The organism is Ensifer sesbaniae (assembly GCF_013283665.1).
GTDB lineage: Bacteria > Pseudomonadota > Alphaproteobacteria > Rhizobiales > Rhizobiaceae > Ensifer > Ensifer sesbaniae.
Window position 1 is genome coordinate 1,599,904 of the sequence record NZ_JABEKU010000001.1, and the last position, 25,177, is coordinate 1,625,080.

A 25,177-nucleotide genomic window follows, 5' to 3' on the forward strand; every position below is an offset into this window, starting at 1 on the left:
GGTTCTGGTTCGGGCGTCAGCGCTGTCAGCGCCGTGTGTCGCCTTGTATCGATGCCCCGAAATGGACAGGGATTCGTGCGGGGTCAAGAGGGTTCACCCAAAATAACGATGAGAGGAGGCGATGCAACTCACACAAGATTGCATGGCGTCTGCAATCTGCAATAGGTGTCCCTCGCTTCCCCGCGGCCGCGGATCACCGTCGCTGGCACTCATTCGTTTGTCGTGAGAGACACGAGCCCGCCGGCGTGCCGGTCGAGCCGCCCGGCGAGATCGAGTTCCAGAAGAAGCAGGTAGACCTGCGCCGGAGAGAGCCCGGTGTGCCTTACGATGTCGTCCGTCTCGACCGGCGTCGGGCCGAGCGCATTGATGATGGCCGCACGGTCGTTGTCGCTGGTCGTGGTGGGGGCGCTCGGCTGCGCATGCCTCTCCGGTTCCCTGGCGCTTGGCAGGGCCAACTCGAACTGGCTGAGCGGCGCCAGCGCTTCGAGGACATCGCCCGGCGACGTGGTGACGATCGCGCCCTGTTTCAGAAGATCGTTCGTGCCATGGCACCGGGGATCGAGTGGGGATCCGGGAACGGCGAAAACGAGCCGGCCGAAATCGGCGGCATAACGGGCGGTGATCAGCGAACCGGAGCGATTGGCGGCCTCGACCACCGCGACGCCGAGGCTGACGCCGGCAATCAGCCGGTTGCGGCGGGGAAAATCGCGCGCACGCGGCTCCCACCCGAAAGGCATTTCGCTGATCGCGAGGCCCCGGCCCGATGTGATCTCCTCGAGGAGGCCGAGGTTTTCGGGCGGGTAGGGCCGATCCAGCCCGCCGGCAAGTGCAGCGATCGTGCCGGTTTCGAGACTTGCGCGATGGGCGGCCGTATCGATGCCGCGGGCAAGACCCGAGGTGATGACATAGCCGGCGCGTCCGGCATCGCGTGCGATCATTGCCGCGAACTTGGCGCCGCTCGCCGATGCATTGCGCGAGCCGACAATGCCGAGCGACGGGCGGGTTGCCGCTTTGAGGTCGCCCTTCATGGCGAGAAGAGGGGGAGCACCGTCGATCTGTCGAAGCGCCGAGGGATAACCCGGTTCGCCGATGCCGACGAAGACCGCGCCGCAGCGTCGCGCCGCTTCCAGTTCCCGTTCGGCCTCACTCACGGTCGCCACACGGTAGGCCTGCTTGGTTCCTCCGCGCCGGGACAGTTCAGGAAGTGCGTCGAGCGCATTTCCCTGGTGCCGAAATGGTTGATCAGGTCCCTGAAGGCGATGGGACCGACGTTGTCGCTGCGGATCAGCCGCAGCCAGGAGAGTTTCTGTCGTTCGGTCAGCGCCACTCCGGTTCGTCCTGCGCTGTCCTCAGACATTATCCCTTATCTCCAATCTTGCTTTCCGTGCCGGCGAGCAGCCGCTGGATATTGGCGCGATGCTTCACCCAACTGATGACGGTCATTGCGGCGAAGAGGAGAGCGACCTTCTCGTTCCCTGCCGCGTAAAGTAGAACCGGGATGATAGCCGTTGCAACCAGGGCGGACAATGAGGAGTAACGGGTGATTTTCGCCATGGCGAGCCAGATCGCCGCAAAGGCAAGCACCATGACGGGAACGAGGCCGAGGAGCACGCCGATATAGGTGGCAATGCCCTTGCCGCCCTTGAAGCCGAGCCAGACCGGATAGAGGTGACCGAGAAACGCCGCAAAGCCGGCGGCAATGCCGGCCTCGACGCCCCAATAGGAGGCCAACGCTGCCGCCGCCGTACCCTTCAGGGCGTCGAGCAGCAGGGTGGCGGCTGCGAGTTTCTTGTTGCCGGTTCTCAGCACGTTGGTCGCGCCGATATTGCCGGAGCCGATCTTTCGCACGTCGCCGAGCCCCGCCATGCGGGTCAGGATCAGCCCGAATGGGATCGCGCCGAGCAGATAGCCGAAGGCGAGGCTCACCAACGTCAAGGGCAGCCCGAGCTGCCAGGAAAATAGATCCACCGGTTCCCTCCCGCGCGACCGCTTTGGGCTTATGCGGAATGCACAAGCTTGCCCGCAACATAGGTTTGCACAACCCGGCCGGTAAAGCGTGCATTTTCAAACGGCGTGTTCTTGGAGCGTGAAACGATCGCTTCCTTGTAGAGCACCCACGGCTCGTCAAGGTCGAGGACCGCAATGTCCGCCTTCGCGCCGGGTTTCAGCGTACCGGCGTCGAGACCGAAGATCGCCGCCGGACGCGTCGACATGGCATCGATCAGGCGCATCAGCGGAACCTGGCCGCCGTGGTGCAGGCGAAGGGCTGCAGCCGCGAGCGTTTCGAGGCCGATGGCGCCATCGGCGGCGTCGGCGAAGGGCAGGCGTTTGGTATCGACGTCCTGCGGGTCATGCGAGGAGACGACGATGTCGATGGTGCCGTCGGCCAGTGCCTCGACCATGGCGACCCGGTCGTCCTCGCTGCGAAGCGGCGGCGAAAGCTTGAAGAAGGTGCGGTACTCGCCGATGTCGTTCTCGTTGAGTGCCAGATTGTTGATGGAGATGCCGCAGGTGACGTTGGCGCCGCGTTCGCGCGCTGTGCGGATGGCCTCTGCCGATTCGGGAACCGAAATCTGCGCGGCGTGATAGGCGGCCTTCGTCAGGCCGGCGATGCGCAGGTCGCGCTCGAGAGGGATGATCTCCGACTCGCGCGGGATTCCGGCAAGACCGAGCCAGCTTGCGAGCAGGCCTTCGTGCATGACGCCGTTGGCGCCGAGATACTTGTCGCGGGTCTCGAGCGAGATGACGGCGCCGAATTCGCGCGCATAGGTCATTGCCCGGCGCAGAACCAGCGTATCGTGGATCGACCGCCGACCATTGGTGAAGCAGACGGCGCCAGCTTCGCGCAGCAGGCCGAATTCGGTCATCTCTTCCCCGGCGAGCCCCTTGGTCAGGGCCGCGGCCGGATGCACGTTGACGACGGCCTTGTCGCGCGCCGTCTTCTTTACGAACTCGACCAGCGCGATATCGTCGATCACAGGATCCGTGTCCGGCATCGCGATGAAGGTGGTGACCCCACCGACGGCAGCGGCGCGCGACGCGGATTCGAAAGTTTCGCGGTGTTCGCTGCCCGGTTCGCCGACGAAGACGCGGGCATCGACGAGGCCCGGGACTGCGGTGAGCCCGGTGCAGTCCTTGACGAAGGCGCCGTCCGGCGCGCCCTGGTTCTGCGCATCTGCGCCAGCAGCCAGGATGCGGCCATCGTGTCCAACGATAATCGTGCCGACTTCATCAAGGTTGCGCGAGGGATCGACGATGCGGAGGTTCTTCAGAACGAGTGGTCTGGTCATAGGCGCGGCCCCTGATTCTGCGAGAGAAGCAGCGTTTCCATCACCGCCATGCGTACGGCAACGCCCATCTCGACCTGCTGTTCGATCACGCTCTGCGGGCCATCGGCGATTTCCGAGGCGATCTCGACGCCGCGGTTCATCGGCCCAGGATGCATGACGAGCGCATCCTCCTTGGCAGCCTTCAGCTTCTCCGCATCGAGCCCGTAATAGTGGAAGTATTCGCGCACCGAAGGAACGAAGGCGCCGGCCATGCGCTCGCGCTGGAGGCGCAGCATCATGACGACGTCGGCATCCTTCAGGCCCTCGGCCATGGAGTGGTAGACCTCGACACCCATGTCGGCGATTCCGGAGGGCAGCAGCGTCGCCGGCGCGACCACGCGGACGCGCGCGCCCATCTGGTTCAGGAGGAGAATATTGGAGCGCGCCACGCGCGAGTGCAGCACGTCGCCGCAGATCGCCACGATGATGCGGGAGAGCTTGCCCTTGGCACGGCGGATCGTCAGCGCGTCGAGCAGCGCCTGGGTCGGGTGCTCGTGCTGGCCGTCGCCGGCATTGACGACGGAGCAGGAAACCTTCTGCGCCAGCAGCGCCGCGGCACCGGCCGAGGAATGGCGCACGACCAGCACATCCGGGTGCATGGCGTTCAGCGTCATCGCCGTGTCGATCAGCGTCTCGCCTTTTTTCACCGAGGAATTGCCGACCGACATGTTCATGACGTCGGCGCCGAGGCGCTTGCCGGCGAGCTCGAAGGAAGACTGCGTGCGGGTCGAGGCTTCGAAGAAGAGGTTGATCTGCGTCAGCCCCCGAAGCGTGGAAGTCTTCTTCTCTCTTTGACGGGAGATTTGGACGGCTTCATCGGCCCGGTCGAGCAGATAGGTGATATCCTGCTCCGTGAGCCCCTTGATGCCGAGCAGGTGGCGATGCGGGAAAGTGATCATGGGCCGCCCTTGCGCTCTGGAAATGTGGTCGCTCTATAAGACTTGGCCCCCGGCACGGCAAGGCTTGGGCGCCGCCGTCCGCAGAAAACTTGCAACGGCGATCCTATCTTTTTCGCGCCCCGTTCCGTGGTCGTGAAACTTGCGCTAGAACCGGCCCATGAATCAGATGAACCGGACTGAACAGAAACTCGCCGAGCTGAACCAGCCCAAGCCCTGGTCCGGTGTCAACGCCTATCGCTCCGACCCGCTGGTGGTGGACATCACGTCCGGCATGAGCAAGACGCTGCGCGACGAATTCGACCTGCTCGGCCGTTACGTCACCTCGCCGGAGGCACAGGAACTGGCGCGCATGGCGAACGAAGGTCCGCCGAAGCTGAAGACGCATGGTCCGCGCGGCGAGCGTCTCGACGTCGTCGAGTTCCACCCGGCCTGGCATGCGCTGATGCGCCGCTCGATGTCTTCGGGCCTGCACGCGTCCGCCTGGGAAAATCTGCCGGATGAACGCAACCAATCGCACAAGACCCGCGCCATCCGCTTCTATCTGACGGCCCAGCTCGAATGCGGTCATCTCTGCCCGCTGACGATGACCAGCGCTTCGCTTGCCGCGATCACTGCGTCGCCGGCGGTGCAGAAGGAATGGGCGCCGAAGATCCTGTCGCGCAAATACGATTCCACCAACCGCCCCTGGATGCAGAAATCGGCGGTGACCGTCGGCATGGGCATGACCGAGAAGCAGGGCGGCACCGATGTGCGCGCCAACACTTCTACGGCGGAACGCGTGGGCGAGGGCATCTACCGGCTCAACGGCCACAAGTGGTTCATGTCGGCACCGATGAGCGACGCCTTCGTCATGCTGGCGCAGACCCGCGACGGCCTCGCCTGCTTCCTGGTGCCGCGTCTCTTGGAGGACGGCAGCGCCAACGGCCTGCGTTTCCAGCGGCTGAAGGACAAGCTCGGCAACCGCTCCAATGCTTCGTCAGAGGTCGAGTTCTCCGACACGTTCGGCTTTATCCTCGGCGCGCCGGATGCCGGCATCCGGACGATCCTCGACATGGTGACGCTCACGCGCCTTGATTGTGCGCTGGCATCCGCCGGCATGATGCGGGCCTCGCTCGCCGAAGCCGTGCATCACACACGCGGCCGCAAGGTCTTCGGCAAGCCGCTCGTCAGCCAGCCGATGATGACGCGCGTGCTTGCGGACATGGCCCTCGATGTGGCGGCGGCAAGCGCACTTTCCTTCCGTCTGGCCGAGGCCTTCGACAAGGCCCGCAGCAGTTCGGAAGACGCGGCCTATGCGCGGATCATGACGCCGGTCGCAAAATACTGGGCCTGCAAGATCGCGCCGGCGCTGATCTATGAAGCGATGGAATGCCTGGGTGGCAACGGCTATGTGGAGGAGCGCGCGCTGGCGCGCCATTACCGCGAGGCGCCGGTCAACGCCATCTGGGAAGGCTCCGGCAACGTCATGGCGCTGGACGTGCTGCGCGTACTCGTCAAGGGCAAGGACCTCTTCGAGCAGCTCTTCGTCGTTCTGGCGCGCGATCTTGGGCCGTCCGGCCGCAAGACGATCGACGTGCTGCGTGCGGCCATGTCGCTCTGCGAACGTGACGAGGGTGCGGCGCGCATGCTGGTCGAGCAGCTGGCGCTCGCAGGGGCAGCCGCCGAGCTTTACCGCCTCGGTGCCGGTCGCATCGCGGATGCGTTCCTCGAGTCGCGCCTGGCTGCCGGATGGCGCTCGACCTACGGCATGCTCGATTCGCGCTTCGATTCCGCCTACATCCTCGATCTTCTCTATCCCCCTGCGGCGTAAGCCGTCAGGCCCCTGCGGCGTAAGCCGTCAGGCCCCTGCGGCGTAAGCCGTCAGGCCCCTGCGGCGTAAGCCGTCAGGTAGAGGACGAGCGGTATCGTGAAGAACGAGACGACCGTCTGGATCGTCGCGACTGCCGCATAGAGTTCGGCGTCGCCATCCATCTGTTTGGCCAGCAGATAGCCGTTCATTGCCGTCGGCACGGCCGCGCCAAGCGCGATGACGAGCAGGGCGTCGCCACGAATGCCGAGCAGGTAGCTCGCGCTCACCATGAAGACCGGCATGACGATCAGCTTGAGGAAGACCGCGAGCAGCGCCGTCGCGCTTGGTCTCAGCGCATCGGAAGCGCGCAAGCCGGCGCCGACCATCACCAGCCCGAGGCTGAGCGAGGCGCTTGCCAGCATCTCGATCGTGGTCATCACTGGGCCGTAGATCTTCAGGCCGATCGAGTTGACGAGAATGCCGAGCACCGAGGCGACGATCAGCGGATTGGTGGCGATCTTGGCAAAGAAGCGCCTGAAGTCACGATGGCCCCCACCGAACCAGACCAGCACGCCGATGTTGTAGAGATTGATGGGGATGATCACGAGGGTCATCACCAGGGCGGTCAGCGTCAAGCCGATTGGGCCGTAAAGCTTCTGTGCAATTGCCAGCGCCATGAAGCCGTTCCAGCGCGTCGCCGTCTGGAAGACCGATGTGAAGGAGGCACCGGACACCTGCCGGTCTCGCAGCATTGGCCATAGCAGCAGTACGAAGGCCGACATCAGGCTGACGCTGCCGACCGTCGCAATGGCCGTCGCGTCGGCTTTCAGGCCGGCAAAGTCTGCCTGGGCGAGCGTCGAGAACAGAAGGGCAGGGAACAGGATGAAGTAGCCAAACTGCTCGAGCCCGAGCCAAAGGCTCTGGTCGACGAGTGTCGAGCGCTTGAGCCAGGCGCCGAGCAGAACGAGAAGGAAGATCGGGAGGATGCTTTCAAAGACGACGGTCATGGTGGAGGGCCTGCGAGGGGGAGGGATATCGCTACCCGAATTCTGCAGAGACCGGAATGGGCTTGCGGCATGGTGGAGAAAGATCGGAACGCGGCCGCATCCAACGGCACGAAAAGACCAACCCTGTGCAAATTAACCTTAACAGATGGTTTACGTTGCACGTCTTCCCTACAGGGAGGAAATTGACCAGGCATTTCAACAGAATCCGGATGGAGCGGTTCGGTGAGAACTGGCCTTTTGATCATCATGATGATGTTTTTCACCGGACTGGCGCTGGATATTGCAATCCCAACGACGGTCCTACTCGCCTTGTTGCTGGCAGATCGCGCCATATATCCACTGGTCTACCGCCGCATTTCGGAAAGGGGAGCCGCATGAAGTGGTTTCTAATCCTCTGGGCCTGCCCGGTCATGTTCCTCACGTCGTGGTATGGTCTCTCCTATTACGACATGAGCTTCGGCTTCTTCATGCTGACGCGGCAGACCCACGATCTGGTGTTCCAGGTCTACGGCAATGTCCTCGGCATTCCGCCAGAGACGATCCCGCCGCTCGTCGCCCGCGCAATCGTCTTCGATAGTTTCGTGGTCTTTGCCATAATCGGCTTTCGCAAGCGCCGTGAGATCGCAGCGTGGTATCGCCGTCGTTTCGGCGCCGGCAGAGCTCAGTCCGAGAGGGTGTCCCTTCCAAGCGACGTCAGCCTGTCGAGCGCGCCCTGAAGAATGAAGGAGGCGGCGGCCGAATCGATGCGTTCGGCCCGCTTCCGTCGCGACACATCCATCTCGATCAGCACGCGCTCGGCCGCAACGGTCGAAAGCCGTTCGTCCCAGAAGATGAAGGGCAGCGGCGTTTTCTGCTCCATGTTGCGCACGAAGGCGCGGGTCGCCTGACAGCGCGGTCCCTCGCTGCCGTCCATGTTGACGGGTAGGCCGATGACGAAGGCCGCGACCTTTTCTTTTTCCGCCACTGACAACAGCGCTTCCGCGTCTACCCCGAACTTGACCCGGCGGATCACCTCGCGGGGTGTCGCGAAACGGCGGCCGAGATCGGAGACCGAGAGACCGATCGTCTTGGTGCCAAGGTCGAGGCCGGCGATCGCCTGATTCTGATGAAGCTGGGATGCCAGCTCTTCGATGGTGAGAATTGCCATGTCCGTGTCGATTCGATCTTTGCGCGGAGGGTTGTCTGTTCCATATGCTGTTCCGATACGCAAATCATCAGGGAGAAAGTCATGAAGATCAAATGGCTCGGTCATTCCGCCTTTCACGTCGAGACGGCAAAGGCCAAAATCCTCATCGACCCCTTTTTCACCGGCAACCCCGCCTTCCGGGACGAGGAGCGCAGGGATGCGACCGCCGGCCTCACCCACATCCTCCTGACCCATGGCCACGGCGACCATGTCGGCGATACGGTTGCGATCGCCAAGGAGACAGGGGCGACCGTCGTCGGCAACTTCGATCTTTGCATGTGGCTCGGCAGGCAGGGCGTCACGAAAATGGAGCCGGGCAACACCGGCGGAACGATCCACCTCGGCGGCTTTTCCGCAACCTTCGTCAACGCGCTGCATTCCTCGGCGCAGATTACCGAGGACGGTGTCTCCCACTCGCTCGGCAACGCCAATGGCCTGGTGCTGCACTTCGACGACGAGCCGACGCTCTACCACATGGGCGACACGGACATCTTTTCCGACATGGCGTTGATTGGCGAACTGCACCAGCCGGAGATCGGCATCGTTCCGATCGGCGACCGTTTCACCATGGGTGGAGCCGTGGCGGCACTCGCGTGCCAGCGCTTTTTCAAGTTCTCGACGGCGATCCCCTGCCATTACGGCTCGTTCCCGATCATCGACCAGACGCCTGCAACCTTCGTTGCCGGTATGGAAAGTGCATCCACCAAGGTGCAGACGCCGCGCGTCGGCGGCGTCGTCGAGGTCTGATGTTGCGCAGGGCCTTTTGACGTGAGGCCCGGTACTCCGGCAATTCCCCCGTTGCGTGGCTCGCCGCGCGCCATTATAGCGGGGGAAGTTCCAGTTACCGGAGACGATCATGTCCGTAGACCTTGCCACCGTGAAGCGCGTTGCGCGCCTTGCCCGTATCGCCGTCAGCGAAGAGGAAGCCGAGCGGATGATGGGCGAGCTCAATGGCATTCTCGGTTTTGTCGAACAGCTCTCCGAAGTGAATGTCGATGGCGTCGAGCCGATGACCTCGGTGACGCCGATGGAGATGAAGAAGCGGACGGATGCCGTCACGGACGGCAGCAAGGCGGACGACATCGTTGCCAATGCGCCGAATTCCGATCGCAATTTCTTCCTCGTTCCGAAGGTGGTCGAGTAACCTCCGCCTGCCGCCCCGACGTTCCCGATTGCGAAAGCCCATTTCATCATGACCGACCTTACCAGCCTCACGATTGCCGAAGCCCGCGCAAAACTCGCCGCCAAGGAAATCACCGCCGTCGAACTGACGGATGCCTATATCGGCGCGATCGACGCCGCCAATGAGGCGATCAACGCCTATGTCGCCGTAACGCCGGACAGGGCACGCGAAATGGCGAAAGCCTCGGATGCGCGCATTGCCGCCGGCAAGGCGGGTGCGCTCGAAGGCATTCCGCTCGGCATCAAGGACCTCTTCGGTACCGAAGGCGTGCACACGCAGGCCTGCAGCCACATCCTCGACGGTTTCGCGCCGCGCTACGAATCGACTGTTACCCAGAACCTCTGGAACGACGGTGCCGTCATGCTCGGCAAGCTGAACATGGACGAGTTCGCCATGGGCTCGTCGAACGAGACGTCCTACTATGGTGCCGTGAAGAATCCCTGGCGCGCCAAGGGTTCCAACATGGATCTCGTTCCGGGCGGCTCCTCCGGTGGTTCCGCCGCGGCCGTCGCCGCGCATCTTTGCGCCGGCGCCACGGCGACCGATACCGGCGGTTCCATCCGCCAGCCGGCCGCCTTCACCGGCACTGTCGGCATCAAGCCGACCTATGGCCGCTGCTCGCGCTGGGGCGTCGTCGCCTTCGCCTCGTCGCTCGACCAGGCCGGCCCGATCGCCCGTGACGTGCGCGATGCCGCCATCCTCCTGAAGTCGATGGCAAGCGTCGATACCAAGGACACGACTTCGGTCGATCTGCCGGTGCCGGATTACGAAGCCTCGATCGGCAAGTCGATCAAGGGCATGAAGATCGGCATTCCCCGGGAATACCGCGTCGACGGCATGCCGGAGGAGATCGAGGCGCTCTGGAAGCAGGGCATTGCCTGGCTGAAGGAAGCCGGCGCCGAGATCGTCGACATCACCCTGCCGCACACGAAGTATGCGCTGCCGGCCTATTACATCGTCGCTCCGGCCGAGGCGTCCTCGAACCTCGCCCGCTATGACGGCGTGCGCTACGGTCTGCGCGTCGACGGCAAGGACATCGTCGAAATGTACGAGAAGACGCGCGCCGCCGGTTTCGGCCAGGAGGTCAAGCGCCGCATCATGATCGGCACCTACGTACTTTCGGCCGGCTACTACGATGCCTACTATCTGCGGGCGCAGAAGGTTCGCACGTTGATCAAGCGGGACTTCGAGCTGGCCTTCCACGCCGGCGTCGACGCGATCCTTACGCCCGCCACGCCGTCCTCCGCCTTCGGCATCGCCGACGAGGATCTGGCGTCCGATCCGGTCAAGATGTACCTGAACGACATCTTCACGGTGACGGTCAACATGGCTGGTCTGCCCGGCATCGCCGTTCCCGGCGGGCTTGACCACAAGGGCCTGCCGCTTGGCCTGCAACTGATCGGCAAGCCGTTCGAAGAAGAGACGCTGTTCAAGACGGCGCACGTCATCGAGCAGGCGGCCGGCCGCTTCACGCCCACCAAGTGGTGGTAAAGCTTTGAGGGCGGCGCCGGTCCGGCGCCGCCCTGTTTCCGAAGGCGCCCCCGCCACCGTGTCGCGGAAGGAGACCGCGTCTGCCAGCCATCCGCCATGCCCGCGCCGGCGATATCGAGCGGTTGACGGTGATCGGTGTCGCCGCCTGGCAATCCGCGATTGCGGGTCTCGCCGACGGCGAGAAAATGCGGCATGTGGCCGAAGCTTCGTTCTCCCGTTTTCTTTCCGATCACTGGTTGTCCGTTCTGCTGATCGAAGCCGAAGGCGGCATTCGCGGTTGGGCAGCGCGTGAGGATTTCGACAACGCGATTTCCGACCTGTGGATCGAGCCGGCAGCTCAGGGCAGGGGCTTCGGTGCGTTGTTGCTCGGTGAGATCGAGCATCGCATTCTTGCGGACGGCTTCGATGCAATCATCACCAAGACGCATGCGCGCAACAGCCGTGCGGTGACCTTCTTCCGCAATCGCGGCTACAGCGTGAGCTGGCTTTCCACCGCCTATGCGCCGCAACTCGACCGCAATGTCGAGTTCATCGGTCTCCGCAAAGTCCTCACCGAGCGAGACTAAAGACCGGTCACCCCTGTGCCGATGCGTGCAGAGCTGGCACCGGGCAGCATGTGACGCCCGGTGTCATCGGTTTCCGCCGCTCAGCGGTTGTTGAGTTCGGCGCGCACCAGCTGCAAGCCGCGCTCCGTGATGCGATAGGGCTTGCCGCCAGAAGACGAGATCGCCTTCTTGCGCTTCAGCTTGCGGAAGAGCTCCAGGTCGAAACCAGGATAGACCCAGCCGTCACGGGTGAAGCATCGAATTTCGATGATGGCCTTGCTTTCGCGGGTGACTTCGATGCGGCCGCCCTGGGCCAAATGATGAAGAATGCGCTGTTCGGCGCGTGAGATGTCCATTTCTGAATGTTCCGGAAAAGCGTTCGTATGAACGCAGGAAACCGTTCCGCAATTCACTGGAAGTGCGGGGCGACGTTTCCGGCCCGTGCGCGCAATCAAAGGCGATTGCGGGGACGGGCCCTTACCGGGACTCAGACGAAGAAGTGAACATCAAGACTCCAGAAATACGATGCTTTCCTAGAAGACGCTCGCAATCGCGTCAAGGTGTCCCTGCAACGCCAGGGTGCCGACAGCCGCGGTAGCCACCTGCAAAACGATGATGAGGGCCAAACGGGTTCGAAACGGTTCCTTGCGAGTCTTGTGGCGAAACATGTGGCGGGCGGCCATCGCACCAGGACTGCCGCCGAGAAGAGAGATTGCCAGCAATGTCTGCTCGCTGATGCGCCAACGGCCCGCGCGCGCAGCCCGCTTGTCAAACCAGAACAGCCCGAAGCTCAGGATGTTGATGTAGGCTGCGTACAATGCGAGTGCGGTGAGGGTCGACATCGGGAAATCTTGGCGCAAGGGTGCTAAACGGTGGTTAAGCGGCGTTTCGCATTCGCCGTTGCACCGAGATGGGCGCCAGATGACGCCGAACAACTTGCACCGGTGAACCAATTGTTCTACCGAGAAACCAAGAATTCAGGCTTCAAAGAAGAGCATGATATGAGCATTGTCGACGTCCGCACCCCCGATCCGAAACGCTTCATTCCCGGCGCCACCGGCGACTGGGAAGTCATCATCGGCATGGAAGTCCATGCCCAGGTGCTTTCCAATTCGAAGCTGTTCTCGGGTGCCTCGACGGAGTTCGGCAATGCGCCGAACGCGAACGTTTCGCTCGTCGACGCCGCCATGCCCGGCATGCTGCCCGTCATCAACGAGGAATGCGTGAAGCAGGCCGTGCGCACCGGCCTCGGTCTCAAGGCTACGATCAACAAGCGCTCGATCTTCGACCGCAAGAACTATTTCTATCCGGACCTGCCGCAGGGCTATCAGATCTCCCAGTTCAAGGATCCGATCGTCGGCGAAGGCAAGATCATCATCTCGATCGGTCCGGATCGCCAGGGTCAGTTCGAGGATGTCGAAATCGGCATCGAGCGCCTGCATCTCGAGCAGGACGCGGGCAAGTCGATGCACGACCAGCATCCGTCGATGTCCTATGTCGACCTCAACCGATCTGGCGTCGCCCTGATGGAGATTGTCTCCAAGCCGGACATGCGTTCGTCGGACGAGGCGAAAGCTTACATGACCAAGCTGCGCTCGATCGTGCGCTACCTCGGCACCTGCGACGGCAACATGGACGAAGGCTCGATGCGCGCCGACGTCAACGTTTCCGTCCGTCGTCCGGGCGAAGCCTTCGGCACGCGCTGCGAGATCAAGAACGTCAACTCGATCCGCTTCATCGGCCAGGCGATCGAGTATGAGGCACGCCGCCAGATCGGCATCCTCGAAGACGGCGGCGTGATCGACCAGGAGACCCGCCTGTTCGACCCGAACAAGGGCGAGACCCGCTCGATGCGCTCGAAGGAAGACGCGCACGACTACCGCTACTTCCCGGATCCGGACCTTCTGCCGCTGGAATTCGACGATGCCTTCGTCGAGGCGCTGAAGGCCGACCTGCCGGAGCTGCCGGACGACAAGAAGGAGCGGTTCGTGCGCGACCTCGGCCTTTCGGTTTACGATGCGTCGGTTCTCGTTTCCGAGAAGTCGATCGCGGACTATTTCGAGGCGGTAGCCGAAGGACGCGACGGCAAGATTGCTGCGAACTGGGTCATCAACGACTTGCTCGGCGCCTTGAACAAGGCCGGCAAAGCCATTGAAGAGACTCCGGTTTCGCCGGCCCAGCTCGGCGGCATCATCGACCTCATCAAGGCTGAGACGATTTCCGGCAAGATCGCCAAGGATCTCTTCGAGATCATCTGGAACGAGGGTGGCGACCCGGCCGAGATCGTCGAATCCCGCGGCATGAAGCAGGTGACCGACACCGGCGCCATCGAAAAGGCCGTTGACGAGATCATTGCCGCGAACCCCGATCAGGTTGCCAAGGTCCAGGCCAAGCCCTCACTCGCCGGCTGGTTCGTCGGCCAGGTGATGAAGGCGACCGGTGGCAAGGCCAACCCGCAAGCCGTACAGGCGCTGGTGAAGGCCAAGCTCGGCATCGAGGAATAAGCGATGTTCTTCGTGCGCACGGCCAGCGAGCGTGACCTGGACAAGGTTCGCGCCCTGCTGATCGAAACGTGGCACGCGACCTACGATACCTTCTATGGCGTCGAGAAGGTCAATGAGCTGACGGAGCGCTGGCACTCGCTGTCGGCGCTGAAGGCCCGCCTCGCACGCAAGAACTCCGAATTCCTGGTGGCCGACGACGGCCGCCAGATCGGCGGCATGGGCTTTGCGGCGATGTCGGACACTCAGCCCAAGACGGCGATGCTCCATCAGCTCTATGTGCTGCCGAAGCTCCAGCGGCAGGGCATTGGCCGCGACATCTTCGCCGAACTCGAGACCTGTTTTCCCGATGCCGAGCGGATGCGCGTCGAGGTCGAGCCGCAGAACCTGCATGCGTTGGCGTTTTACCGGACGCATGGCTTCTCAGAGATGGGCAAGACGGCGAATTGCGGCGACGACCAATCCGGCCTGCCGGCTATTATCCTGGAGAAGCGGCTTCTCGGCTGAAGCAGGTCGCGCGAAAGTGCGCTGCGGTTTTGCGAAAGCGGCGTGCGAAATAACAAGATCGTAGAGCGCAAGGAGCGATCCGAGAGATCGCGCCCCGCTTTGGAGATCTCTCGGTTGTAGCCTTGTCCGTCCGCCTGTGGAAAACCCCGGGAGTATCGCACCGTCATCAAGTCGTTACCTTCTGGTGGTTGGTCCGCTGCCGACGAACGATGTGAGTTGAGGAACGATGGACGCGACAACCGAACTCTTGATCCGCAAGGCCGAGCGCGAAGACCTGCCGGCGATCGTCGCTCTCTTCGCCGCCGACCAGATCGGTGGTCATGGTGACACGACCGATCCCACCGCTTTCGGCGACTACGTCGCCGCCTTCGAGAAAATCGAGGCTTCGTCACTGCAGACACTTTTCGTCGCAGTCCTTGCCGGCGAGATCGTCGGTACCTTTCAGACGGCGCTGCATACCACCTTGTCCGGGCGGGGCAGTTCCAGCCTGATCGTCGAGGCGGTTCAGACGCGTGAAGATATGCGCGGCCGCGGCATCGGTGAACGCATGATGCGCCATGCCATCGCCGAGGCGCGCGACCGGGGAGCGAAGAAGGTGCGGCTGACCTCCAATGCCGTGCGCGCGGATGCGCACCGCTTCTATGAGCGGCTTGGCTTCGTGCGTAGCCATTTCGGCTTCCTCATGCCGTTGAAATGACGGCCTTTGCCTCGGAATCACTGGACAAGCCATGAGCGGCGGGGCATAAGCGGGAACATAGTTTTGGTATCTGGCCGCCTTCCCAACGGCCGGTCAAGGACGGCATCCATGAAGCTCCTGCTGCAGATTTTCACCTGGTGGAACGAACAGACGATCGGAACGCGCTTTCACACCTGGCGCCACGGCCAACGGGTCGGTCAAGACGAGTTCGGCAATGTCTACTACCAGGGTGGCAAGGATTCCGAAGGCCGCACTCGCCGTTGGGTGATCTATAACGGCTATGCCGAAGCCTCCGCCATTCCGGCCGGCTGGCACGGCTGGATGCATCACCGCACTGACGTTTCGCCGGCCGATGAGAAGTACACGCCGCGCGAATGGCAGAAGCCGCATCGCGCGAACCCGACCGGCACGGCCAATGCCTACCGTCCGCAGGGCTCGATCGCAGCCACCGGCAAGCGTCCGCGCGTGACCGGCGACTATGACGCCTGGACACCGGGTTCCTAAGAAATCTCTCTTCAGCGACGAGGACGGACCGCGGAATAGGTTCCTCGATCACGGCGCGGCCACAATTGATGGTTAGCGCCTGACATCCATCGACGATGAACAGGGCACGCGGGAGACAGGCGACAATGGCAGGTTCTGATCTGCGCAAAGCAATCGGCCAAGGAGCGCGGCGGTTGGGCTTGTCCCTGCTTGCCGGTTTGTCGCTGATCGCCTCGGCGGAAGCCGTTGACGCGGCGCGCCTCTCCAATGCCGTTGCTGTCTTCTCCGGCATCGACAAGATCACCGGCCGTATCACGACCTTCGACGTCTATATCGGCGAGACGGTGCAGTTCGGCGCCCTCCAGGTCACGCCGCGCGTCTGCTACAGCCGCGACGATACCGAAGCGCAGAAGATCACGACTTTTGTCGAGGTCGAGGAGATCACGCTCGACCGCAAGATCCGCCGCATCTTTACCGGCTGGATGTTCGCCGATAGCCCGGGCCTGAACGCCGTCGAGCATCCGGTCTATGACGTGTGGCTGCAGTCCTGCAAGGCGACGTCCGATCTGCCGCCACCGGATACGGCGGCGAAGCAGTAATTCGCCGAGGCTGCCGAACGTAAGAGCGGCAGCCTAATGCAGCATCCATCCTCGCGCTATGTGCTTGGCGGTTCCTCGGGGCCGAACATGCCCTTGATGCCCTCGAAAACGGTCGAAGTCTGGATAAACACTTCGACGAAGTACATCTCCGGATGGAGATATCAGGCGAAGAGTATCTAGAACGAGAGGTCTGGCGAGTTCATCGCGTTGCCGAGCATGATCTCGTATTCGGCCTTCGGCACGTCGATCGCGCCGAAGGACTTGAGGTGCTCGGTGGTGAACTGGGTGTCCAGCAACTCAAAGCCCCTGGCGCGCAGCCGCTCCACCAGATGCACGAGGCAGATCTTCGAGGCGTCGGTGCGCCTGGAAAACATGCTCTCGCCGAAGAATGCCGATCCGAGCGAGACGCCGTAGAGGCCGCCGACCAGCATGTCATTCTCCCAGGCTTCGACGCTATGGGCGTAGCCCATCGTGTGCAGCGTGGCGTAGAGGTTACGGATCTTGCTGTTGATCCAGGTCGTCGGTCGGTCCGGGGCGGGGGCGGCGCAGCCTTCCATCACCGCTTCGAAGGCGGTGTTGAAGCGGATGTCGAAGGGTTTCCGGCGGATCGTCTTGGCGAGGCTGCGGGAGACATGAAAGTTCGTCAGCGGGATAACGCCGCGAATTTCCGGCTCGACCCAGAAGAGCTCTGGGTCGTCGGCCGAGTCGGCCATCGGGAACAGGCCGATCGAATAGGCGCGCAGCAGCATGTCCGGGGTAATGTCGGGCTGCTTGCTGCGCGTCCCTTTCAACGTATGGCCCTTACTCGGACGTAGCGGCCAGATGCTTTTCCAGCCAGTGGATATCGTAGTCGCCGTTGGCGATATCCTGATTATTGATCAGGTCTTGGAACAACGGAAGCGTGGTCTTGATGCCGTCGATGACAAATTCATCGAGGACGCGGCGCAGACGCATCATGCACTCGACGCGAGTGCGCCCGTGCACGATCAGCTTGCCGATCAGGCTGTCGTAATACGGAGGGATGCGGTAGCCCTGATAGGCGCCGGAATCGACGCGGACACCAAGACCGCCGGGCGCGTGGAAATGCGTGATCGTGCCCGGGGAGGGGACGAAGGTGCGCGGGTCCTCGGCGTTGATGCGGCACTCGATGGCGTGCCCGGAGAACACGATGTCTTCCTGTTTGACCGAAAGACCGCCGCCGGACGCGACGCGGATCTGCTCGTGCACGAGGTCGATGCCGGTGATCGCTTCGGTGATCGGATGCTCGACCTGAAGACGGGTGTTCATTTCGATGAAATAGAACTCGCCGTTCTCGTAGAGGAATTCGATCGTGCCGGCGCCGCGGTACTTGAGCTTCTTCATCGCATCGGCGCAGATCTGGCCGATCTTCATGCGCTGGTCGACGTTGAGAGCCGGGGAGTTTGCCTCTTCCCAGACCTTCTGGTGACGACGCTGCAGCGAGCAGTCGCGTTCGCCGAGGTGTACGGCGTTGCCTGCACCGTCGCCGACGATCTGGATTTCGATGTGGCGCGGCTGGCCGAGAAACTTCTCCATGTAGACCGCGTCGTTACCGAAGGCCGCCAGGGCCTCGGCGCGCGCCGTGGCCACGGCATGTTCGAGATCGGCTTCCGTTCGTGCAATCTTCATCCCGCGGCCGCCGCCGCCGGCGGTGGCCTTGATCAGCACCGGGAAGCCGATCTGGCGGGCGACTTCAAGCGCATTCTCCGGCTTCACTTCGCCATCGGAACCCGGAACGACCGGGATGCCAAGCTCTTCCGCCGTCTTCTTGGCGGTGATCTTGTCGCCCATGAGGCGGATGTGCTCGGCCGTCGGACCGATGAAGGTGATGTCGTGCGCTTCGAGGATTTCGGCGAACTTGGCGTTTTCCGACAGGAAGCCGTAGCCCGGGTGCACGGCGTCGGCACCGGTAATTTCGCAGGCGGCGACGATCTGGTGAATGTTCAGATAGCTATCCCGCGAGGGCGGCGGACCGATGCAGACGCTCTCGTCGGCGAGGCGCACATGCATGGCGTCGCTGTCGGCCGTGGAGTGGACGGCAACCGTAGCGATGCCGAGCTCCTTGCAGGCGCGCAGCACGCGAAGGGCGATTTCGCCGCGATTGGCAATGAGAATTTTCGAGATCATCGCCGCGCCGCCTTATTCGATTACGATCAGCGGTTCGCCATATTCGACGGGGGCTGCGTCCTGAACGAAGATTTCGGTGACCTTGCCCGAGCGCGGAGCCGGGATCTGGTTCATCGTCTTCATCGCCTCGATGATGAGGATGGTCTGGCCTTCCTTGACGGTGGCGCCGACTTCGATGAACGGGCGCGCACCGGGAGCCGGAGCGAGGTAGGCGGTGCCGACCATCGGTGCCGTCACCGCGTTCTTCGACGCGCGGCCGTTCTCGGCAGCCGGAGCGGCGACGGCGTTGGCCGGGGCGGCGACAGCAGCAGCGGCAGGAGCCTGATAGGCCGGCATCTGCGGCATCATCGGCATTGCCACCGGCGTGCCGTTGCGCGAGACGCGAATGCGCAGGTCGTCCTGCTCGACTTCGATCTCGGTCAGATCGGTGTCCTTGAGAATATTGGCGAGATCGCGGATCAGCGCCTGGTCGATACCTGGTTTCTTGTCAGCCATGGAATATGAGCCTCTTAATGTTCTTTTTATTTCGACGGATTTGTCAGGTTCTTTAGCGCATGCAGCGCAAGAATGTAACTCTGCGCGCCGAAGCCGCAGATGACGCCTTTGACGGCAGGCGCGATCATCGATTTGTGACGGAATTCTTCGCGCGCATGGATGTTCGAGAGATGGAGTTCGACCACAGGAATGCCGATGGCGCGGATGGCGTCGTGAAGCGCGATCGACGTATGGCCGTATGCCGCCGGATTGATCGCCACGCCGGCGGCGACGCTGCCGGCTTCATGCAGCCAGTCGACCAGCGTGCCCTCGTGGTTGGATTGGCGGAAATCGACCGCGAAGCCGAGCTTGTTGCCCTCGGCCTTGCACATCGCCTCGATATCGGCGAGCGTCTGGCCGCCATAAATACCCGGTTCGCGCTTGCCCAGCGCATTCAGGTTAGGGCCGTTCAGCACGAAAATGGTCGATGGCATAAGGGATTCCGGTCCGATGATGGAGGGTTACCTATAGACTGATGGTCCCGCGAGGAAAAGCCCTTTGGCCCCCCGCGGGAATTGTCCACAGTCATGGGAAGGTTTGTCAGCAGGCCGTCTTGCCGCACTCGCGCATATTGGCGACCTTGCCTTCGATTTCTTCGGCGCCGACGGCGCCGAAGACCGCCTCGTTGCCGATGACATAGGACGGTGTGCCGGTGATACCGAGGTCGTTGGCAAGCCCATAGGCCTCGCGCACGGCCGCGTCATGCGGCTCCTTTTCCATCTTGGCGCGCAACTGATCCTCGGGAACACCGAGCTTGGCCGCGACAGCAAGGGCAGTCTCTTCCGTAGCGCGGTCTTCGCCGCCGAGCAGGGCGCGATGGAAGTCGCCGTACTTCTCTGGAGCGATGAGACGGAACGCAGCGCTCACCTTGTGCGCCGCCAGCGAGTCCGGGCCGAGGATCGGCAATTCCTTCAGCACGAAGCGGACGTTCTTGTCCTTGCTGAGGATTGCGTCCATGTCCGAAAGGGCGCGTTTGCAATAGCCGCAGTTGTAGTCATAGAACTCGACGATGGTGACGTCGCCCTTGGGATTGCCCAGCACCATGTCATAGTCGGAGTTAAAGATCGCCTTCTTGTTCTCGGTGATCGCGCTTTCGGCGGCCTCCTGCTGCTTGGCGCGCTGCTTCGTCGTCAGCGCCTCCTGGACCTCCAGCATGATCTCCGGATTGGCGATCAGGTACTCCTTGATGAAGGCGCCGATTTCTTCCTTCTGCTTCGCGTCGAGCGCAAACGCGTTCTGCGGCAGGCTGACCCCGGCCAAGAGCGCGGCGAGCGTTCCGGCGGCAATCATCTTGGTGCTGAAATTCATTTCTACCTCGTTGTCCTTGCGTATCCACTGTGTCGTCCATCGCCCATCGTCACGTCAACCGGGGCAGCTCCAAAAGACAACAGGATTCCTCGTATTCGCTATATGCTCGCAGCATAGGGTGGGCGCCGCGGAAACGAAACGGCAAAATCGGCGGAAATACGGCACTCGCGGACTTGTGAAGGTCAATATCATCGGGCAAAGGGGCTGGAGCACAGCCGCATATCGAGGATTTTCCGTTGATAGACTTGTCAAAACGCAGCGCCGTCGAACCTTTTCACGCGATGGATGTGCTGGCGGAGGCGACTCGTCGCCGCCATGCCGGCCACCCGGTGATCTCGATGGCGGTCGGACAGCCGGCGCATCCGGCGCCAGCGGCTGCATTGGAAGCCGCGCGCAACGCCCTGCAGCACGGCCGCATTGGTTATACCGATGCACTCGGCACTCTGTCGCTGCGCAAGGCCATCGCCCGCCACTACGAGAAGCGCCACGGGATCGCGCTCGATCCGCAGCGGGTTGCCGTGACAACTGGGTCGTCAGCCGGCTTCAATCTCGCCTTCCTCGCGCTCTTTGATCCCGGCGATTGCGTCGCCATTGCGCGGCCCGGCTATCCGGCCTATCGCAACATCCTCGCCGCGCTCGGCCTGACGGTGGTCGAGGTCGAGGCCAATGCCGATTCCGGCTTCACGCTGACGCCGGATAGCCTGGCGCGGGCCGCCGCAAAGATCGGCCGGCCGCTGAAGGGCGTGTTGCTGGCAAGCCCGGCGAACCCGACCGGCACCGTCACGGGCAGGGCCGGCCTCAGGGCGCTGGCCGACTATTGCCAGGCGGAATCGATCGCCTTCATTTCGGACGAGATCTATCACGGCCTGACCTTCGCCGGCGAAGAGGCGAGCGCGCTGGAGGTTACCGACGAGGTGATCGTCATCAATTCCTTCTCGAAATACTATTGCATGACCGGATGGCGCATCGGCTGGATGGTCTTGCCGGCCGACAAGGTGCGCGGCTTCGAGCGCATCGCCCAGAGCCTCTATATTTCGCCGCCGGAACTGTCGCAGATCGCGGCTGAGGCTGCACTCGACGCGCATGAGGAACTCGACGGCTATAAAGCCGCCTATGCGGCTAATCGCGAGATGCTGCTGAAGCGCCTGCCGGAAATCGGCTTCTCCATTGCCTCGCCGATGGATGGCGCCTTCTACGCCTATGCCGACGTCAGCCGTTTCACCAATGACAGCATGGCCTTTGCCCGCCGGATGCTTGCTGAGATCAATGTCGCGGCGACGCCGGGCTTCGACTTCGATCCGCTCGAGGGACACCGCACGATGCGCTTTTCCTATGCCGGCGCTGAGGCCGACATGGTCGAGGCAATGGACCGGATCGCTCGCTGGCTTGCCTGATCGTCCGGCAGAACGGGCAGGGGAGCGAAGACGCCCCGTCCGCTTCGGCTACCACCCGTAAATGAAAAGGCCCGGAGTGATCCGGGCCTTTCCATTCATGATCTTTCGCGTTCAACGCTTCGAGGTGTCAGGATCCCGGTTCGGCGTCGAGCCGGGACCAGAGCGACTTCTTAGAAGAAGCCGCGGCGCTGCCACCAGCCGCCCTTTTTCGGCTTGGCGGGCTCTTCCTCTTCGCCTTCGGCCTTCGGAGAGCTCGACGTCACGACCGGTTCCGAGGCGATCTTCGAAAGATCGCGGTTTGCGCGCGCCGGTTTGGTTTCGGCGAGGTCGGCCGCAGCCTCTTCTACTGCCTCGGCGGCGACGTCGACGTCTGCCGGTTGATCTTCGACGGCGGCCTGAGCGACGTCATCGACGGCCGCGACCGGTTCTTCGGCCTTCACAGCCTTCTTGCGGGTCCGCTTCGGCTTGGCCGGCTTGGCCTCGACGACCTCGGCTTCCGCGACGGCTGCAGCGGTTTCCTCGACGGCCACGGCCACTTCGATCTCGGCGGCAACGGACGGCGTTTCTACGGCTTCCGGTTCGTCGGCGTCATCGCCTTCCGCATCGGCCTCGATCTGGCCTTCGCCTTCACCTTCGCCCTCCGGCCGGTTGCGGCGGCCACCGCGCTTGCCGCGACGGCGACGCTTGCGCTTCTGTTCGCCGTCTGCGGTCGTGTCTTCGGTCTCTACACCCTCGTCGTCTGCCTCACCGTCATCGGAATCGTCTTCCGCATCCGATGCCGACTCGGAGACCTGGGTCACACCGCCTTCGGCCTGCTGGCCACCCTTGCCGCGACGGCGACGGCGGCGCTTGCGCTTGCGGCCACCCTGCTCGTCGGAGGATTGAGCGGCCTTGGGCTGCTCTTGGCGCTGCTCGCTGGCGACTTCCTCGGCCTCTTCCTCGTCGAGATCCTCTTCGATCACGACGTCATCTTCTTCCGGCTCCGGTTCGAAGTGGAGGAGCTGCTCGATCTTGACCGGGTTTTCGACCGGTTCGCCACGATCGATCGCGAAGTGCTGCGCACCGACGTGGGCGTCCGCCTCGATGATGATCGAGACGCCGAAGCGGGCCTCGTAGTCCGTGATCGTGCCGCGCTTCTGGTTGAGCAGGTAGAGCGCGATGTCCGGGATGGTGCGCACGGTGATGTCGTGCGTGGTGTTCTTGAGCAGATATTCCTCGATGCCGCGCAGTACATGCAGGGCGACGGAGGACTGCGAGCGAACGTGACCCGTGCCGTTGCAGTGCGGGCAGGTCTGCATCGTCGATTCGAGCACCGAGGCGCGAATGCGCTGGCGCGACATTTCGAGCAGGCCAAAATGCGAGATCCGGCCGACCTGGATGCGGGCGCGATCGTTCTTCAGGCAGTCCTTCAGCTTCTTCTCGACGGCGCGGTTGTTGCGCTTTTCCTCCATGTCGATGAAGTCGATGACGACAAGGCCGGCAAGGTCGCGCAGGCGCAACTGGCGCGCCACTTCCTCGGCCGCCTCGAGATTCGTCTGCAGTGCCGTGTCTTCGATCGAGTGCTCGCGCGTCGACCGACCGGAGTTGACGTCGATCGAAACCAGCGCTTCGGTCTGATTGATGATGATGTAGCCACCGGACTTCAGCGTCACTTGCGGCTGCAGCATGCGGTCGAGCTGCGCTTCGATTCCGGAGCGCGAGAAGATCGGATGCACGTCGCGATAGGGCTGAACCACCTTGGCGTGGCTCGGCATCAGCATCTTCATGAAGCCCTTGGCTTCCCTGTAGCCTTCCTCGCCGGAGACGATGATCTCGCTGATATCCTTGTTGTAGAGGTCGCGGATCGAGCGCTTGATCAGGCTGCCTTCCTCATAGACGAGGCAGGGGGCCGTGGAGTTCAGCGTCAGCGTGCGGACGTTTTCCCACAGGCGCATCAGGTATTCGAAGTCACGCTTGATCTCGACCTTGGTGCGATTCGCACCAGCGGTGCGCAGGATGACGCCCATGCCCTGCGGCACTTCGAGGCCGCGCGCGATTTCCTTCAGGCGCTTGCGGTCCTGCAGATTGGTGATCTTGCGGGAGATGCCGCCGCCGCGTGCCGTGTTCGGCATCAGCACCGAGTAGCGGCCGGCAAGCGACAGGTAAGTCGTCAGCGCCGCGCCCTTGTTGCCGCGCTCTTCCTTGGCGACCTGGACGAGCAGGATCTGGCGGCGCTTGATGACTTCCTGGATGCGATACTGCTTCCGGGGCTTACGGACCTGACGATCCGGAACCTCTTCCATGGCGTCTTCCGCGCCGACGGACTCGATGATTTCCTTTTCGCCATCGTGGCTGTCGTCGTCATCATCGTCGTCGTCGTCGTGGCGACGGCGGCTGTCGACATCCTCGGAGATGGTGTCGGTATCGACCATTGCGGCCATTTCGCCGTCGTTGCTTTCGTCGCCGTCGGCGGCCGCCACTGCTGCTTCTTCCGCAGCCTTGGCCTTGGTCTTGCGGGTGCGCTTCGGCTTTGCCTTGGGCTTTTCGGCCGGCGCTTCCTCTTCGGCCGTCGGTTCGGCGGCAACGGCTTCCGCCGGTTCTGCCTCGACTTCGATCTCCGTTACGGCCTCGAGAGCGACGGGAACGGAAAGTTCGCTCGCCGGCGCCGGTGCTGTTTCGACATGTTCGATGTCGTCGTCGCGTCGTGCTTCTTCGGCTTCGGCCTTCAGCAGGGCCTGACGGTCGGCAAGCGGGATCTGGTAGTAATCGGGGTGAATTTCGGCGAAGGCCAGAAATCCGTGGCGGTTGCCGCCATAGTCGACAAAGGCGGCCTGCAGCGAAGGCTCCACCCGGGTGACCTTCGCCAGATAGATATTGCCGCGGATTTGCTTCTTATGTTCCGACTCGAAGTCGAATTCTTCTATGCGGTTGCCGCGTACGACAACGACGCGCGTCTCCTCGGAGTGAGACGCATCGATAAGCATTTTCTCTGCCATCTAAGCTGTGCTCCTCGGCGCACCAGCGGAACGGGAGACAGACCTGCTTCCTTGGGAAGACTGCCAAACACGTCGGAAGGTGCGCCGGATATGAAAGTTCCTGTTTGGTGCAGGCGATGGTGCAGCAGCCAGACGACAGCCGGAACATGTCTGTTCCGGGGCCGCTCTACTTCTGACCGATACTGCTGAGTCAACATCAATGACCAAACAAGAATGCCAATGTCCAAGGTCTCATGAAGACCCGATGAATGCGCCCGCTTGCGGGCGTTGGTGAAGAATCACCATCAAGAACTCCGGCCACCGCCGGAAATTTGCGATCCAGTATACAAGGAGGAAATGCAGAGACGGCGGATGAACGCTTGCGACCGCGGAAGTGCGATGCGTTTAACCGGTTAATCCGGTTCGACCACTCCCTGGCGCCAAGCTTTGGAGAAGCTCCGGCTGCCCGGTCGACTGTTCTATCCCGTCAACACTTTCTCCTTGTGACGCTTTTATGTTTTCTATGTCACATTGGCAAGGGAAAAGCCCGTGCCGCCACAATAATGATCGATTCGATCGTCCACGTGGAGTAGGCCGGCAAATGATGAATCGATGGCTTCGGCGCA

Annotated in this window: 26 protein-coding genes and 1 pseudogene; 13 read left to right on the forward strand and 14 right to left on the reverse strand. The window is 62.6% G+C overall.

The annotated features are described in order from the left end of the window. Positions 1-209 precede the first annotated feature (209 nt). The 4 genes and pseudogenes from dprA to BHMPCIPO_RS07700 form a co-directional block, all read right to left on the reverse strand. Positions 210-1,357: pseudogene (gene dprA / locus BHMPCIPO_RS07685) on the reverse strand (DNA-processing protein DprA). Continuing rightward, positions 1,357-1,968, reverse strand: a complete 612-nt coding sequence (plsY, locus tag BHMPCIPO_RS07690) for a glycerol-3-phosphate 1-O-acyltransferase PlsY (protein ID WP_173516208.1) — start codon at positions 1,966-1,968, stop codon at positions 1,357-1,359. Before plsY ends, dprA begins: the two are co-directional and overlap by 1 nt. 29 nt (positions 1,969-1,997) lie before the next feature. Continuing rightward, on the reverse strand, positions 1,998-3,290 hold the full coding sequence (locus BHMPCIPO_RS07695; protein WP_173516209.1) for a dihydroorotase: 1,293 nt from the start codon (positions 3,288-3,290) through the stop codon (positions 1,998-2,000). Next, positions 3,287-4,228 (reverse strand): aspartate carbamoyltransferase catalytic subunit, encoded by a 942-nt coding sequence (locus BHMPCIPO_RS07700; protein ID WP_173516210.1) that lies wholly within the window; start codon positions 4,226-4,228, stop codon positions 3,287-3,289. Before BHMPCIPO_RS07700 ends, BHMPCIPO_RS07695 begins: the two co-directional genes overlap by 4 nt. Positions 4,229-4,385: 157 nt before the next feature. On the opposite strand from BHMPCIPO_RS07700, the gene BHMPCIPO_RS07705 reads away from it, so the two are divergent. Further along, positions 4,386-6,038 carry an acyl-CoA dehydrogenase family protein gene (locus BHMPCIPO_RS07705; RefSeq protein ID WP_173516211.1) on the forward strand — a complete coding sequence of 551 codons (1,653 nt, stop codon included), beginning with the start codon at positions 4,386-4,388 and terminating at the stop codon, positions 6,036-6,038. 50 nt (positions 6,039-6,088) lie between these two features. Here BHMPCIPO_RS07705 and BHMPCIPO_RS07710 read toward each other — a convergent pair whose 3' ends face one another. Beyond that, positions 6,089-7,024: an AEC family transporter gene (locus BHMPCIPO_RS07710; RefSeq protein WP_173516212.1), complete on the reverse strand. Its 936-nt coding sequence runs from the start codon at positions 7,022-7,024 to the stop codon at positions 6,089-6,091. A gap of 222 nt (positions 7,025-7,246) precedes the next feature. Here BHMPCIPO_RS07710 and BHMPCIPO_RS07715 point away from each other — a divergent pair, with 222 nt between their 5' ends. Both BHMPCIPO_RS07715 and BHMPCIPO_RS07720 read left to right on the forward strand, forming a co-directional pair. Next, positions 7,247-7,402 carry a hypothetical protein gene (locus BHMPCIPO_RS07715; RefSeq protein WP_173514878.1) on the forward strand — a complete coding sequence of 52 codons (156 nt, stop codon included), beginning with the start codon at positions 7,247-7,249 and terminating at the stop codon, positions 7,400-7,402. Continuing rightward, entirely contained in the window at positions 7,399-7,740 is a 342-nt protein-coding gene (locus BHMPCIPO_RS07720; protein ID WP_173516213.1) for a DUF6105 family protein, read from the forward strand. The genes BHMPCIPO_RS07715 and BHMPCIPO_RS07720 overlap by 4 nt, the downstream gene beginning before the upstream one ends. Here the strand turns inward: BHMPCIPO_RS07720 and ruvX are convergent. Then, positions 7,686-8,171, reverse strand: coding sequence for a Holliday junction resolvase RuvX (gene ruvX / locus BHMPCIPO_RS07725; protein ID WP_173516214.1), 486 nt, complete (start codon positions 8,169-8,171; stop codon positions 7,686-7,688). The two genes, BHMPCIPO_RS07720 and ruvX, sit on opposite strands and share 55 nt — an antisense overlap. An 81-nt stretch (positions 8,172-8,252) precedes the next feature. Between ruvX and BHMPCIPO_RS07730 the strand changes: the two genes are divergently transcribed. The 4 genes from BHMPCIPO_RS07730 to BHMPCIPO_RS07745 all read left to right on the forward strand — a co-directional run bounded on the left by BHMPCIPO_RS07730 (position 8,253) and on the right by BHMPCIPO_RS07745 (position 11,450). Next, positions 8,253-8,957: a metal-dependent hydrolase gene (locus BHMPCIPO_RS07730; RefSeq protein WP_173516215.1), complete on the forward strand. Its 705-nt coding sequence runs from the start codon at positions 8,253-8,255 to the stop codon at positions 8,955-8,957. A 109-nt stretch (positions 8,958-9,066) separates the two neighbouring features. Then, the gene (gene gatC / locus BHMPCIPO_RS07735; protein ID WP_173516216.1) at positions 9,067-9,354 is read left to right on the forward strand and encodes an Asp-tRNA(Asn)/Glu-tRNA(Gln) amidotransferase subunit GatC; all 288 of its coding nucleotides are present in this window, start codon (positions 9,067-9,069) and stop codon (positions 9,352-9,354) included. Between the two features lie 48 nt (positions 9,355-9,402). Next, on the forward strand, positions 9,403-10,884 hold the full coding sequence (gene gatA / locus BHMPCIPO_RS07740; protein WP_173516217.1) for an Asp-tRNA(Asn)/Glu-tRNA(Gln) amidotransferase subunit GatA: 1,482 nt from the start codon (positions 9,403-9,405) through the stop codon (positions 10,882-10,884). A 128-nt stretch (positions 10,885-11,012) separates the two neighbouring features. Continuing rightward, a complete protein-coding gene (locus tag BHMPCIPO_RS07745; RefSeq protein ID WP_312033042.1) occupies positions 11,013-11,450 on the forward strand; it encodes a GNAT family N-acetyltransferase in 438 nt (145 codons plus the stop codon). Between the two features lie 80 nt (positions 11,451-11,530). Here BHMPCIPO_RS07745 and BHMPCIPO_RS07750 read toward each other — a convergent pair whose 3' ends face one another. After that, the gene (locus BHMPCIPO_RS07750) at positions 11,531-11,785 is read right to left on the reverse strand and encodes a YjhX family toxin (RefSeq protein WP_173516218.1); all 255 of its coding nucleotides are present in this window, start codon (positions 11,783-11,785) and stop codon (positions 11,531-11,533) included. Between the two features lie 177 nt (positions 11,786-11,962). Next, the gene (locus BHMPCIPO_RS07755) at positions 11,963-12,271 is read right to left on the reverse strand and encodes a DUF1294 domain-containing protein (protein WP_173516219.1); all 309 of its coding nucleotides are present in this window, start codon (positions 12,269-12,271) and stop codon (positions 11,963-11,965) included. A 159-nt stretch (positions 12,272-12,430) separates the two neighbouring features. Between BHMPCIPO_RS07755 and gatB the strand changes: the two genes are divergently transcribed. The 5 genes from gatB to BHMPCIPO_RS07780 all read left to right on the forward strand — a co-directional run bounded on the left by gatB (position 12,431) and on the right by BHMPCIPO_RS07780 (position 16,216). Continuing rightward, a complete protein-coding gene (gene gatB / locus BHMPCIPO_RS07760; protein ID WP_173516220.1) occupies positions 12,431-13,933 on the forward strand; it encodes an Asp-tRNA(Asn)/Glu-tRNA(Gln) amidotransferase subunit GatB in 1,503 nt (500 codons plus the stop codon). 3 nt (positions 13,934-13,936) lie between these two features. Beyond that, positions 13,937-14,437, forward strand: coding sequence for a GNAT family N-acetyltransferase (locus tag BHMPCIPO_RS07765; RefSeq protein WP_173516221.1), 501 nt, complete (start codon positions 13,937-13,939; stop codon positions 14,435-14,437). A 226-nt stretch (positions 14,438-14,663) separates the two neighbouring features. After that, on the forward strand, positions 14,664-15,134 hold the full coding sequence (locus BHMPCIPO_RS07770) for a GNAT family N-acetyltransferase (RefSeq protein WP_173516222.1): 471 nt from the start codon (positions 14,664-14,666) through the stop codon (positions 15,132-15,134). 108 nt (positions 15,135-15,242) lie between these two features. Beyond that, entirely contained in the window at positions 15,243-15,638 is a 396-nt protein-coding gene (locus BHMPCIPO_RS07775; protein WP_173516223.1) for an NADH:ubiquinone oxidoreductase subunit NDUFA12, read from the forward strand. 125 nt (positions 15,639-15,763) lie between these two features. Next, positions 15,764-16,216, forward strand: a complete 453-nt coding sequence (locus tag BHMPCIPO_RS07780) for a DUF2155 domain-containing protein (RefSeq protein ID WP_173516224.1) — start codon at positions 15,764-15,766, stop codon at positions 16,214-16,216. Positions 16,217-16,392: 176 nt separating this feature from the next. Here the strand turns inward: BHMPCIPO_RS07780 and aat are convergent, their stop codons facing one another. From aat to BHMPCIPO_RS07805, 5 genes are all read right to left on the reverse strand, one after another. Continuing rightward, on the reverse strand, positions 16,393-17,007 hold the full coding sequence (aat, locus tag BHMPCIPO_RS07785; protein ID WP_173516225.1) for a leucyl/phenylalanyl-tRNA--protein transferase: 615 nt from the start codon (positions 17,005-17,007) through the stop codon (positions 16,393-16,395). Between the two features lie 10 nt (positions 17,008-17,017). Next, positions 17,018-18,361, reverse strand: a complete 1,344-nt coding sequence (accC, locus tag BHMPCIPO_RS07790; protein WP_173516226.1) for an acetyl-CoA carboxylase biotin carboxylase subunit — start codon at positions 18,359-18,361, stop codon at positions 17,018-17,020. 12 nt (positions 18,362-18,373) lie between these two features. Further along, entirely contained in the window at positions 18,374-18,856 is a 483-nt protein-coding gene (accB, locus tag BHMPCIPO_RS07795; protein WP_173516227.1) for an acetyl-CoA carboxylase biotin carboxyl carrier protein, read from the reverse strand. A 26-nt stretch (positions 18,857-18,882) separates the two neighbouring features. Continuing rightward, positions 18,883-19,329 (reverse strand): type II 3-dehydroquinate dehydratase, encoded by a 447-nt coding sequence (aroQ, locus tag BHMPCIPO_RS07800; protein ID WP_173516228.1) that lies wholly within the window; start codon positions 19,327-19,329, stop codon positions 18,883-18,885. 106 nt (positions 19,330-19,435) lie between these two features. Continuing rightward, positions 19,436-20,203, reverse strand: a complete 768-nt coding sequence (locus BHMPCIPO_RS07805; protein WP_173516229.1) for a DsbA family protein — start codon at positions 20,201-20,203, stop codon at positions 19,436-19,438. Positions 20,204-20,439: 236 nt separating this feature from the next. Between BHMPCIPO_RS07805 and BHMPCIPO_RS07810 the strand changes: the two genes are divergently transcribed. After that, entirely contained in the window at positions 20,440-21,597 is a 1,158-nt protein-coding gene (locus BHMPCIPO_RS07810) for a pyridoxal phosphate-dependent aminotransferase (protein ID WP_173516230.1), read from the forward strand. 170 nt (positions 21,598-21,767) lie between these two features. Here the strand turns inward: BHMPCIPO_RS07810 and BHMPCIPO_RS07815 are convergent, their stop codons facing one another. Then, a complete protein-coding gene (locus BHMPCIPO_RS07815; protein WP_173516231.1) occupies positions 21,768-24,572 on the reverse strand; it encodes an Rne/Rng family ribonuclease in 2,805 nt (934 codons plus the stop codon). Between the last annotated feature and the right edge of the window lie 605 nt (positions 24,573-25,177).